This is a genomic window from Paenibacillus sp. S-12 (assembly GCF_030363895.1).
Lineage (GTDB): Bacteria > Bacillota > Bacilli > Paenibacillales > Paenibacillaceae > Paenibacillus_B > Paenibacillus_B alvei.
This window is the reverse complement of record NZ_JASIUF010000012.1, coordinates 1-11,688: the sequence shown is the minus strand read 5'-3', so window position 1 is coordinate 11,688 and position 11,688 is coordinate 1. Positions and strand designations below refer to the sequence as shown.

The window sequence follows — 11,688 nt, the reverse complement described above, 5'->3', positions numbered from 1 at the left end:
GAACCCCTGCACTCCTAAGGAGCAGGGGTTCTTTTTGTTATAAGCTTTCACAAGCGAGATGGGTGGGCATTTCAACAGCGTGCACAAGGGGGAAAGAAGTGAATAAAATCGGCGTAAAAAATAAAACGATGTAAAATATATTTGACATTATTTCGTAGTTGCTTATAATAAATAATGTAAAATGTTTTTTACATTTGAGAGGGTAGGTCTCGTTATGAAAAACAAGATTACAGAGCTGCGGAAGCGTATGGGCTTGTCACAACAAGAGCTGGCGCTGCGGTGTGAAGTGACCCGGCAGACGATTAATGCGATCGAAAATGACAAATACGATCCAACATTAGCACTTGCCTTCAAGCTGTCACGCACATTAGGGGTCACGGTCGACATGCTGTTCACTTACGAGGAGGAACTGAAATGAGAAAACAAGATGAAATGGAACGCTATCATAATGACAAATCAGCAAAAAATGGCTACGTGTTCTATACGATAGCCTTGCTCGTATGGGCGCTGTACGATCTCATGAACAAGGGGAACAGCGGGTTGCAGTTTACGATTCTGTTAATTGGGAATGCGATATTTTTGTGGACAAGAGTTTATTTTAAACGAAGAACAATGTAGTGCTTGCAACTAGGACTTATATTTGGGTACATCATTCTAGTGAATTTTATATACATAATAATTATTATGTTAACTTAATTGTTTTTTTAACTAGGTTTGAACGAAAATGAATCCTCAACCGTATTATGGTCAACTTATCATTAAGAGATACTGTCAGTATAAGGTGCGGTTGAGGAGGGGCTAATCGATGATTATTGTAACAACAGAACATGTGCCAGATTATGAGGTGAAGGAAGTTCTCGGAACGGTATTTGGCTTGACCGTTCGGGCGAGAGGATTGGGGAAGGACATTGCGGCTGGATTGAAGGGCCTTGTAGGCGGCGAGATTAAGCAGTACACCGAGATGCTGGAGGATGCGCGTAGGCAAGCGATAGATCGCTTAGTTGCGAATGCGCAAGCTATGGGAGCAGATGCAATCATAATGATGCGCTTCGACTCTGGAGAGGTCGGCCGCAATATGAGTGAGATTGTCGCCTATGGCACGGCAGTTACGATTCGCCCCAAGCGTGATGTGAAATGACAACGTTCTTAATCGTTTATTTTTCCATACAGATTGCCTTTTTCATCGTCATACTCATTGTATCTGCTTTTCGAGATCGCAGGCATGAGGCTAATGCGGAGGACAAGGTGCCGGAAGGATATATCGAGACATCGGAAATTAGCGTGGATCCATCAACGGGGAGGAAGGTAACTGTGTATTACAATCCCAGCACGGGACAGCGGTGGTATCATTCGGAGAAAATTACAAAATGATCGTCCTTCTTCTGCAATGATTAAACAATGCTTCATCTACGATTTTGTAAATGACAAGTTCATATGTAACGATGTAACCGAAGCTGATTGGAGGCTTACAGGAAGTTCGTCTTCCTGTAAGTCTCTTGATTAAAGGCTTCGGCTTTTTGTCTTTATGGATATAAATGGCGGGTGCAAAGGATTGCTTCCGTGGGCCTACATAATTAGACAAAAGAAAACTTTTGTCGCTATATACACGAGTGTTGAAATCTTTTAAACTTAAGTTGTTAAAAATTGTGAAATTATATTTCATCCATCTAGAGCTGTCTGATGATATTCTCATTTCTTAATCAAGAAGGAGGGAATTAACGTTGCATCATGCAAGGAAACGGGCTCGCATTATGCTCATGGTAATGCTGTCGGTCATGTTTATGTTCAGCACAATTGTAAACGCTTACGCGATAAATTCCTCAGAAGCGTCACCGACACCATCTTCTGAAGCGGCCGATGAACAGGCTATGTTGCCTAATCTTGAAAGCGCTGCTTCCTCCCTGTTAATTGATGACTTCGAGCAGCTTCAACAATTAACGGCATCATCCGCTCGAGCAGTGCCGGGCTCTGTTAAGGCAATCTTAACCTCTAGGCCGGATGCTGTGCAGCATGATGAGCATGCCGTCAAGCTCACCTATGATTTCACTGATACATCAGGAACATCCGCAGCCTATCTGAATTTCTTAAATGCTTCTGGTGGAGCAGGTCGGGAATTAATCGGCTATCCTTCTACAATCGGTGTTTGGGTATATGGAGATGGAAATAAACATTGGCTGCGAGCTCAATTGCAGGACGGAACAGGAGCAAGGCCTACAATAGACTTTACAACCAGCAACGGGCTGAGTTGGGAGGGATGGAGGTATGTTACGGCAAACATGCCTACGAATCTAGTCCAGCCTATTAAACTGAACCAGTTGTATGTGGTAGAAACGAATGATCGGAACAAAAATAGCGGAGCTATTTCTTTCGATAGTTTGCGGGCTTTCTATGGAGCGACTACTGTCTATGAAGTTACTGTTGCCGGTTTACCGCCCTTGCACACGGGGGAAACCAAGCGGGTTCAGGTATTGGCAACATATGCTGGAGCAGCAGAGCAAGCAGATGTAACCAAGGATGCAGTACTTGTAAGCAGTGATGTTTCGATTGTACGAGTGAATGCTGATCATACCATAACAGGAGTAGGTGAAGGACGTGCAAAGTTAACCATTCAATATTTGCAGGCTCCAGACTCGGTATATGAAGTTGCTGTCACCAGCAGCGCACCAGCCATGCAGCAATTGAGCCTGTATGGAAATCCGCTCATGGAGATCGGTCAACGTGTAAAAACCAATGCATTTGCGCGCTACGAAAGTACACCGAAGCCTGTTGCTATGCTTGATGGAATCACATATTACAGCAGCAATCCGAAGGTGGCTTCCATTGATGCAGCTGGCATGGTCACTGCCTTGGAGAGTGGTACGAGCGTGATGAAGGCGGTATATGGCGAGCTGACTTCCTCTTATGAGCTAACGGTTGTTGCGGCGCAGCCGAAGCTGGAGAAAATTGAACTGTCTGGACTTCGCGCAATGACTATTGGCGAGTCCTTGCAAGGGAAAGTGACAGCTTACTACTCAAATGGCACATCGCAAGAGGTGACAAGCAGTGTGATGTTCAAGACAAGTCAGCCGAAGACAGCGACGGTAGATGCAACTGGTGTCATAGCTGCGCTTCAAGTTGGAATTAGCTCCATTTCAGCTACTTACGGAGGAAAGACAGCGGATTTCACGCTTGTCGTTAATAAGAATTCATCACCTCCCAAGCGCCAATTGCGAGCGGCTTGGATTGCTTCAGTCGTCAATATCGACTGGCCGCGAGAGGGTGTTGTAACGGAGAAAGAACAGAAGCGTGATTTTATTCAGCTGTTAAATGAACTGGAAGCGGCAGGAATGAATGCGGTTGTGATGCAAATCAAGCCGACTGCTGATGCATTCTACCCTTCGAAGTACGCGCCATGGTCAGAATGGCTGACTGGCGTACAGGGTAAGGATCCGGGATACAATCCGCTTCAGTTCATGATTGAGGAAGCACATAAGCGCAATATGGAATTCCACGCTTGGTTCAATCCCTATCGTGTCAGCATGCAGTCAGACGTTACAAAATTGGTTGCCGATCATCCTGCGAGACTGCATCCTGATTGGGTTATCACCTACGGAGGGAAGCTTTATTTCAATCCAGGCGTGCCTGAGGCGAAGCGCTTTGTCATAGATAGCGTTATGGAGGTTGTCAACAATTATGATATCGATGCGGTTCACTTCGATGATTACTTCTATCCGTACAAGGTAGATGGGGTAGACTTTCCGGATCGGGAGACTTATCAGAACTATGGGGCTGGGTTTCCCGACATTACGGATTGGAGACGCAACAATGTGAATGCCTTCATTGAGGAATTGTCGAAGGAAATGAAGCAAGTGAAGCCTTACATGAAGTTCGGCATTAGCCCATTTGGAGTATGGCGCAATAAAGCGACAGATCCGACTGGATCGGACACGACAGCTGGTGTAGAGAACTATGATGACCTTTATGCAGATACCCGCTTATGGATTCAAAAGGGCTGGATTGATTATATTACTCCGCAAATTTATTGGTATTTTGGCTTTACTCCAGCGGCTTTTGAGAAGCTTGTGGACTGGTGGGTGAAGGAAACTGAAGGTACGCACACTCAGCTCTATATTGGTCATGCCGATTATAAGGTAAACGATCCCAATACGCCAGCATGGCTCAATCCAGATGAGCTTCCTAATCAACTGAAGTACCTGCTTAATTTCGACGTGGTGAAGGGCAGCATGCATTTTAGCACGACGGATATCCTTAACAATCCCCTTGGTTTGAAGGATCGGCTAAGTGGAGAGAGCTATCGCTTTAAGGCGCTTGTTCCCGAGATGCCATGGCTGCCAGCCAATACCCCGCCTGTACCCAAGCTTACGGCTGCGCATGTAACAGGTCAGGGTGTGCACCTGTCCTGGGAGGATGCAAAGAACAGCTCAGCAGCTTATTACGTGATATATCGGGCCGAAGGCAATACAGCAATTGACATTAACGATCCGAAGAACATATTGACAACGATTCGGAAAATAAATGGGATGTATCAGTTTTACCTAGACACGACAAGCAATCCTGGAAAGCAGTATTCGTATGCGGTAACCGCTGCTGATCGGCTCCACAACGAAAGTAACATAAGTCAATCTAAAACGATATGGAATCAAACGCTTGTGTCAATCGAAATAAAGGCTGATGCGAGAATGGTTGTTGGACAGCAGCAGCAAATAAAAGTATATGGCATTGCGAAGAACGGTGATCGGTTCGAGATGACCAGCGATCTCCGATTTACCAGCAGTTCATCTTCGATAATGTCTGTTGGGGAGGATGGCCGGGTAAATGCAAAACAACCCGGTACTGCGACCATAACTGTTAAATACGGAAGATTTTTGCAGGGAACGCTGCAAATCCACGTGTTAATGAAATGAAGCAGTGAGCTTCCTATTTGTTGATCCCACCCTATAAAACAGCGCATGCAAACGCCAAAGCCAGCATTCAAACCGAATGCTGGCTTTTCTTATACGCGATGGCAACATATCCGTCATTATTGCGATATTTGATTTATTTCTGAAAATAATGAAAATTTTCGAAAAATGAGTTTCGCATTAGATGAATTAGGGTAAAGATACACATGTCCTGCTACACTCATCGCAGGACATCACTCTGGTGAAGTGAAAGGATTGCTATAAGGAGGCAGTTTCATCATGAACGCACAAGGCAAAACTTATCAACTGAAAGCAGAGAGAAGAACGGACTTTACTCGCTCTTCCCTTCGTGAATTACGTCAGAAAGGTCGGATTCCGGGTGTTGTGTACGGTGCAGATATGGAAAGTACAGCACTTCATGTCGATTCAAGGGAGTTCGCTAAGCTCGCCCGTGTTGGACGCACAGAGGTGTTCCATCTGCAGATTGAGGGTATGAAGCCTGTACAAGCTTTAATCAAGGACGTTGTCAAAGGCGACGGTGCTTATGCGCATATTGACTTCCAACAGGTATCGGCCAATCATCCGATTCGCATTCATGTGCCAATTGAGTATGTGGGCACACCTGTAGGTGTGAAAAAAGGCGGTATTTTGCAAACACAAGAAACGAATCTGGAGATTGAGGGGCTGCCTGCACATCTTCCTTCCGTTATTCAAGTCGATATCTCTACTTTGAGGATAGGCGGCAAATTATTGGTAGAAGATGTTCAAGTTCCAGAACATATACATCTCATATCCCATAAGAACGAACTGTTGGTATCCATTGTTACGCAGCGAGGAATGGAAGAAGCGGAGGGTGAGGAAGAGTCGCTAGCGGAGGCGCCAGCAGCAATTGAGGCATAGCGAAATAATAAGTAATATAATTAATAATATATAGCGTTAAGAGTCTGCTGAGGTGCGCATTAAGCACAGGCAGGCTCTTTTTAATTATTAATAACTGTTATTTCGATTCACATGAATCATGTCTCATCGACTCATACTAACAAGTAGTGATGGGGGTGATGGATTGCGGAATATATATGTGATAAGCATTTTGGTGTTGAGTCTGACCTTGTACAGTGGTTGCATGATACAGGGAAATGAGCGAACCATGCTGCATATTGAGACAAAGCCTGCTGCTCACTTATCCTATACGGTTCATGCAGGGGATACCGTTGAGCTGCACCTGCAAACCTTGCGTTCATTCAATCACGCAGTATGGAAGATGCAGCAAATGCCGACACAGCTTGTTCATAAGTTGTCAGAAAATGAGGTTAGAAGTAATGGGGTGCTTGTGAACAAATTCAATAAGCTCCCTAATGATTACCGTCCTAGTGATCTTGTTTATCCGAATGCTCCATTTATTTTTGATGAGCAGGTGGATAAGCGTAAATTGCGTAAAGAAGCGGCCCGTGCTTTGGAACAACTTATTGCCGGCGCTAGACAAGACGGCATTTATTTAGCTGGCGTATCTGCTTACCGCTCTCAAGCTGCTCAAACGGAAATATACCAGAACAATGTTCGGCGTTATGGCAAGAAAATGGCTGAATTGTACTGCGCAGAACCTGGACATAGTGAGCATAAGACAGGGCTGGCTGTTGATCTGACTCGCAGTGACGGGAAATGTGCGGTTGAAGCTTGCTTCGCAGTGACGAAGGAAGCGAAATGGCTGAAGGATCATGCCTATGAATATGGATATATTGTGCGATATCCCAAAGGCAAAGAACACATTACAGGGTATCAATATGAGCCTTGGCACATTCGGTATGTTGGGAAAAATCTATCTTGGCTTTTGACCGAACGTGACATCACCTTGGAAGAATATTATCAATCGTCCTATCTATATTGGAATGAGCTTGGGAAATAGACAAGAGAAGTAAAAAATAATAAACCACCCAAGCGATGCTTGGGTGGTTGCCTGGATTCGATTATTAGAACAAGAATGAGCGGCTTACGATTACAAGCAAAATGAAAAGTACCAAGATAACACCTGTGCTTGTGAAGCCACCGCAAAATCCGCCAACACCACAGTTTCTTACATCAGACATGTTCTTAACCCCTTTCGCTGGAGAATGATGTATTACCGTATAATTGTATGTAGGAAACTGCGGGGGTGATTGGACGTTTGACGGATTTCAGCGCGTCATTCATATGAAAAAGCCATGCAATTGTTGCATGGCTTGTACGTTCTGCTAGGTTTAGAAGCCTTTATATTGCGGCTCTTCCGCTTCCAACTGCTGAACGCGGCTTTCCACTTGATCCAAGATCTGCTGCGTTTGTTGCGCTGCATTGGTATATAATTGCTTGGCTTCTTGGTTTTGAGTAGCTAGTGCGAATGACTCTAAATCAGCCTGTACACCCTTTAATGAAGCTAAGCATGTTTTTACTTGTGATCCTACTGTCATGCTGCAACACCTCCCTTCCTCGTTCGATCTACAGAGCATAATTTGTCCCGAATACGGCTGTACCATACCTCCCAGGAGCAAATAAAACCACTTTCATAAAAACAGGAGCACCTACAAATAATGACGTAGTGGAACAAATGGAACTTTTCTTCTCAAGGAGGATGTATTATGCCACAATGGCTGGAAATCACACTTCGGACTTTGGTTGCGGTTGTTGCCTTGTTCTTGCTTACGAAGATGCTCGGTAAGCGTCAGGTAACGCAATTATCCGTATTTGAATACATAACCGGCATCACGATCGGAAGCCTAGCAGCCTATGTCTCTTTGGATTTGGAGAGCAATTGGTATTTAGGGCTTGTGTCGCTTGGGGTGTGGGTTGCTGTATCATTCGGAATCGAAATATTGCAATTAAAAAGTAAAACGATGCGAGATTGGATTGATGGCAAGTCAACAGTCCTTATCAAGAACGGAAAAATTTTAGAGGATAATTTAAAAAAGGAACGTCTAACCACTGATGAATTGCTGCTGCTTCTTCGCAAAAAGGATGTATTTAAAGTCGCTGATGTGGAATTTGCCATGATGGAATCAAGCGGCGATGTTAGTGTGCTGTTAAAAAATGAGAATATGCCCTTTACCCCGAAGCATTTGGGCATCAAGGTTGCACCTGAATACGAGCCGCAAGCAGTCATTATGGACGGTCAGGTTTTGGAAAAACCACTGGCCACCATTGGACGTGATAAAAAATGGCTGAGCGAACAGTTAACCGCACTGGGGGTGAAGGCCGTTCAGGATGTATATTTAGCTCAAGTAGACAGCTTCGGAGAATTATATGTTGATCTCCTCAATGACCAAATTAAAATCACGGTTCCGCAGAAGCGAGCGAATACGCTGGCAACGATGAAAAAATGCGAAGCTGATCTGGAACTGTTCTGCCTGGCAACAGAAGATGAAAAGGCTAAGCAAATGTATTGGCAATGTTCTCGTACGATGAAGCACATTATTGAAAAGGTACGACCATTACTCATTCAATAATTGCAAAGGAATGGGATGAAGCGAGGTGGCTTTATGCTAATAGGCAAGCAATCTTGGAAATTTGAGCGAGCTCCATATATTATCGGCACGTCAGCTATTGTTGGCCCTGAGGAAGGGCAGGGGCCGCTGGCGGCTGATTATGATTTGATTCATGAGCAGCTTGATTTGTATGAGAAGAGCTGGGAAAAGGCCGAGCGCAAGCTTCTTGAACAAGCGACGAGTCTCGCCATTACGAAGGCAAATGTAAATACAAGCCATATCGAGTACTTCATCGGCGGAGACTTAATGAATCAGATAACAAGCAACAGCTTCGCTGCACGTACTTTGTCAGTTCCTTATATTGGTGTATTTGGCGCGTGCTCGACTTCCATGGAATCGTTGGCGTTAGCGGCGATGATTATCGATTCTGGCAATGCCAATTATGCGCTGGCAGGCACGTGCAGTCATAACTGTACAGCAGAGAAGCAGTTTCGTTACCCTACGGAATATGGTTCACAGAAGCCGCCAACGGCTCAGTTTACTGTGACCGGAGCAGGGGCAGCCGTTCTGTGCAGCCGAGGTAGCGGGCCAAGGGTTACTACCGCTACGATAGGCAAGGTCATTGATCTAGGGGTTACGGATCCATTCAATATGGGGGCGGCAATGGCTCCCGCAGCTGTAGATACACTGCGGGCACATTTCAGAGACACCGGGCGGGAGGCAAAAGATTACGATCTTATCGTAACTGGGGATTTGGCTGCAGTCGGTCATCCAATCGCGTCAGACTTGTTGAAACAGTCTGGAGTATCAATGGAGGGTACAGTATTCGACGATTGCGGACTCATGGTATTTGACCGCAACAAGCAAGCTGTTCAAGCTGGAGGCAGTGGCTGCGGCTGCTCAGCTGTTGTCACTTATGGGCATTTGATGAAGCGAATGATTCGAGGGCAACTAAAACGCTTGTTAGTCGTGGCTACAGGCTCATTGCTGTCTCCACTTTCGTACCAGCAAGGGGAGAGCATTCCATGTATTGCCCATGCGGTGTCCATCGAGATGGAATCGTAAAAAACGAAAAATTATCATCTTACAATTAATGTATATAATGGATCCTGATTATCAGGGTCCCTTTTTATGTCATAATGTATTTTGTTTTCAGACATGTGGTTAATTATTCATAATGTCTACTATGGAAATATCAATTTGAGTAAAAATCCTCTCCACGACTACTCCTGTAAGAAAATATAAGAAACTACTTTACAAAACTATGAAGATAAAGTAGTATAGTGAGAAATATTGAGGTGCCTATTTATGGTAGACGGTTTTATGTGCAAAGAATTTAATGGAAAACGAACGAAATTCTCGTATTTTTTTCCGCTGCTGCCATGTTTAAAATAGTGCATAAAAAAACATCACATCATTGGATTTATTCCAGATTTAGGGGGCGAAAGTATGAAGAAGAAGTGGAGTTTGTTCCTGAGTACGCTTCTTGTTGTATCGATCGCGTTGTCCGCGTGCGGCAGCGACAAGGCGAAGGAATCAGAGAAGAATGCACAATCAAATGAGCAGGGTTCTGGCCAAGAAGAGAAAAAGGACGATGCTGCTGGGGAAGGCGAAATTGTTTCTGAGGGTGTAATAAAAGCAACAGATCCTTCTAAATCTCCAGAATTGGCAAACAACCGTAAAGATATGGCTATTATCGGTATGACAGCTCCAAAAGGTATTTTCAACCCGATTTATTCGGAGACAGCCTATGATACTTATGTAATGCGCGCTTTATTCAAGGGCATGCTGGAGTATGATAAAGATGGTACATTGAAGAAAGCATTGGCGGAAGACTATCAAGTGTCTCCTGACAATCTTAAATATACGTTCAAGCTGAAGAAAGGCTTGAAATTTAGCGACGGCACGGATCTTACTGCAGAAGACGTAGCGTTTACATTTACTGCACTGCATGACAAATCCTACGATGGTCCGTCTGATATCGTCAAGGACGCACATATCAAGGGTGGACAAGAATACCGCGAAGGTAAAGTATCTTCCATCGAAGGAATCAAGGTTATCGATCCATTAACGATCGAATTCACGACAACAGAAGTTAGTGCGACAGCACTTGCTGCTATCGGTGGTTTGGAAATCATGCCTAAGGCATACTACGGCAAAGATTACAAACAAGGCAACCTCGGTTATATGCATGACTTGTTCACGAAGCCAATCGGAGCTGGCCCATACAAGCTGGATAAGTTCGTAGCAGGACAAGAAGCGCAGTTTACTGCAAATGAGAACTACTTCTTGGGCAAGCCTAAGGTTGAAAAGCTGATCTTCAAATTCACAACTGACGAAACCAACGTTCAATTGCTGCAAACGGGTGAAACGGATATGGATGCTCCAGCAGTATCCAAAGACCAAGTTGAACAATTGAAGGAAATGGGCTTCCTGGATTCCACATTGTACCGTACGAATGGCTACGGCTACATCGCATTCAACCACAAGCTGGATAAGTTCAAGGACAAGCGTGTTCGTCAAGCACTGACATACGGCTTGAACCGTCAAGAGATTGTTGATGCCGTATACCAAGGCTATGCAGACGTTATCGACATTCCGCAATCCAAGCAATCCTGGTCTTACACAGATGACGTAACGAAATACAACTTCGATCTGGAGAAGGCGAAGCAATTGCTTGATGAAGCAGGCTGGAAAGTCGGCGCTGACGGTAAGCGTGAGAAGAATGGCGAGAAGTTCGTAATTCACTTCACAGCTTCAACACCGAACCCAGTCAATGATGCAATTATTCCAGTTGCACAGAAGAACTTCGGCGATCTTGGCATCGAGTTCATCGCTGACCAAATGGAATTCAACGCAGTTGTCGACAAGCGTAAGAAGGGCGATTTCGACATGCTGTTCATGGCATGGAGCTTGACGCCAGATCCGCAATCTTCTGAAGGTGTATTCTCAACGAAAGGCTTCCAAAACGATATCGGATACAGCAATTCGAAGATCGATGATTTGTTCAAGCAGGCTAATTCGACTCTCGATGTTGAGAAACGGAAAGGATTCTTCCATCAAATCTATAAAGAGCTGAACGAAGATCTTCCTTACATCTTCATGTACCAACGTCGTGATATGTTCGCAACGAACGCTCGCCTGCAAGGCTTCGATATGTCGCCTTACCGCGATTTCACGTACTCTCTTCCTACTATTCACATTCAATAATCGAACATGCTTATGTTCTTGGAAAGTCCAGCGCTATGCTGGACTTTCTTTTTATTATGGGCTTTAGCCCGTTGAGTGCGTGAACCGCACGAAACAAAAAACCACCCGCTATGCGGGTGGAGGGA

At 44.7% G+C, this 11,688-nt stretch carries 12 protein-coding genes; 10 read left to right on the top strand and 2 right to left on the bottom strand.

Features of this window, described 5'->3' with window-relative positions; all coding sequences use genetic code 11:
* Positions 1 to 214: 214 nt before the first annotated feature.
* The 7 genes from NO352_RS11415 (at position 215) to NO352_RS11385 (ending at position 6,804) form a co-directional block, all read left to right on the top strand.
* Positions 215 to 418: a helix-turn-helix transcriptional regulator gene (locus NO352_RS11415; RefSeq protein ID WP_005550030.1), complete on the top strand. Its 204-nt coding sequence runs from the start codon at positions 215 to 217 to the stop codon at positions 416 to 418.
* A complete protein-coding gene (locus tag NO352_RS11410) occupies positions 415 to 618 on the top strand; it encodes a hypothetical protein (RefSeq protein WP_005550033.1) in 204 nt (67 codons plus the stop codon). The genes NO352_RS11415 and NO352_RS11410 overlap by 4 nt, the downstream gene beginning before the upstream one ends.
* Positions 619 to 805: 187 nt before the next feature.
* A complete protein-coding gene (locus NO352_RS11405) occupies positions 806 to 1,138 on the top strand; it encodes a YbjQ family protein (RefSeq protein WP_005550035.1) in 333 nt (110 codons plus the stop codon).
* Positions 1,135 to 1,371: a hypothetical protein gene (locus tag NO352_RS11400; RefSeq protein ID WP_005550036.1), complete on the top strand. Its 237-nt coding sequence runs from the start codon at positions 1,135 to 1,137 to the stop codon at positions 1,369 to 1,371. The genes NO352_RS11405 and NO352_RS11400 overlap by 4 nt, the downstream gene beginning before the upstream one ends.
* Before the next feature lie 350 nt (positions 1,372 to 1,721).
* Positions 1,722 to 4,904 (top strand): family 10 glycosylhydrolase, encoded by a 3,183-nt coding sequence (locus NO352_RS11395; protein WP_289355708.1) that lies wholly within the window; start codon positions 1,722 to 1,724, stop codon positions 4,902 to 4,904.
* 276 nt (positions 4,905 to 5,180) lie between these two features.
* Positions 5,181 to 5,801, top strand: a complete 621-nt coding sequence (locus NO352_RS11390) for a 50S ribosomal protein L25 (RefSeq protein WP_289355706.1) — start codon at positions 5,181 to 5,183, stop codon at positions 5,799 to 5,801.
* A gap of 163 nt (positions 5,802 to 5,964) precedes the next feature.
* On the top strand, positions 5,965 to 6,804 hold the full coding sequence (locus NO352_RS11385) for a M15 family metallopeptidase (RefSeq protein ID WP_289355705.1): 840 nt from the start codon (positions 5,965 to 5,967) through the stop codon (positions 6,802 to 6,804).
* 64 nt (positions 6,805 to 6,868) lie between these two features.
* Here the strand turns inward: NO352_RS11385 and NO352_RS11380 are convergent, their stop codons facing one another.
* Positions 6,869 to 6,985, bottom strand: coding sequence for a sporulation protein YjcZ (locus NO352_RS11380; RefSeq protein WP_193373007.1), 117 nt, complete (start codon positions 6,983 to 6,985; stop codon positions 6,869 to 6,871).
* A 150-nt stretch (positions 6,986 to 7,135) separates the two neighbouring features.
* On the bottom strand, positions 7,136 to 7,342 hold the full coding sequence (locus tag NO352_RS11375; protein ID WP_005550041.1) for a DUF1657 domain-containing protein: 207 nt from the start codon (positions 7,340 to 7,342) through the stop codon (positions 7,136 to 7,138).
* Between the two features lie 168 nt (positions 7,343 to 7,510).
* Between NO352_RS11375 and NO352_RS11370 the strand changes: the two genes are divergently transcribed.
* The 3 genes from NO352_RS11370 (at position 7,511) to NO352_RS11360 (ending at position 11,563) form a co-directional block, all read left to right on the top strand.
* Entirely contained in the window at positions 7,511 to 8,374 is an 864-nt protein-coding gene (locus NO352_RS11370; RefSeq protein ID WP_268599853.1) for a DUF421 domain-containing protein, read from the top strand.
* A gap of 33 nt (positions 8,375 to 8,407) precedes the next feature.
* Positions 8,408 to 9,418: a stage V sporulation protein AD gene (spoVAD, locus tag NO352_RS11365; RefSeq protein ID WP_262866700.1), complete on the top strand. Its 1,011-nt coding sequence runs from the start codon at positions 8,408 to 8,410 to the stop codon at positions 9,416 to 9,418.
* 384 nt (positions 9,419 to 9,802) lie between these two features.
* A complete protein-coding gene (locus NO352_RS11360; RefSeq protein ID WP_289355704.1) occupies positions 9,803 to 11,563 on the top strand; it encodes an ABC transporter substrate-binding protein in 1,761 nt (586 codons plus the stop codon).
* Positions 11,564 to 11,688: the final 125 nt, after the last annotated feature.

What these genes read in the sequence shown, in the direction of transcription:
- NO352_RS11415 (WP_005550030.1), top strand. Translation starts at nt 215, where the DNA reads ATGAAAAACAAGATTACAGAGCTGCGGAAGCGTATGGGCTTGTCACAA.
- NO352_RS11410 (WP_005550033.1), top strand. Translation starts at nt 415, where the DNA reads ATGAGAAAACAAGATGAAATGGAACGCTATCATAATGACAAATCAGCA.
- NO352_RS11405 (WP_005550035.1), top strand. Translation starts at nt 806, where the DNA reads ATGATTATTGTAACAACAGAACATGTGCCAGATTATGAGGTGAAGGAA.
- NO352_RS11400 (WP_005550036.1), top strand. Translation starts at nt 1,135, where the DNA reads ATGACAACGTTCTTAATCGTTTATTTTTCCATACAGATTGCCTTTTTC.
- NO352_RS11390 (WP_289355706.1), top strand. Translation starts at nt 5,181, where the DNA reads ATGAACGCACAAGGCAAAACTTATCAACTGAAAGCAGAGAGAAGAACG.
- NO352_RS11380 (WP_193373007.1), bottom strand. Translation starts at nt 6,985, where the DNA reads ATGTCTGATGTAAGAAACTGTGGTGTTGGCGGATTTTGCGGTGGCTTC.
- NO352_RS11375 (WP_005550041.1), bottom strand. Translation starts at nt 7,342, where the DNA reads ATGACAGTAGGATCACAAGTAAAAACATGCTTAGCTTCATTAAAGGGT.
- NO352_RS11370 (WP_268599853.1), top strand. Translation starts at nt 7,511, where the DNA reads ATGCCACAATGGCTGGAAATCACACTTCGGACTTTGGTTGCGGTTGTT.
- spoVAD (WP_262866700.1), top strand. Translation starts at nt 8,408, where the DNA reads ATGCTAATAGGCAAGCAATCTTGGAAATTTGAGCGAGCTCCATATATT.
- NO352_RS11360 (WP_289355704.1), top strand. Translation starts at nt 9,803, where the DNA reads ATGAAGAAGAAGTGGAGTTTGTTCCTGAGTACGCTTCTTGTTGTATCG.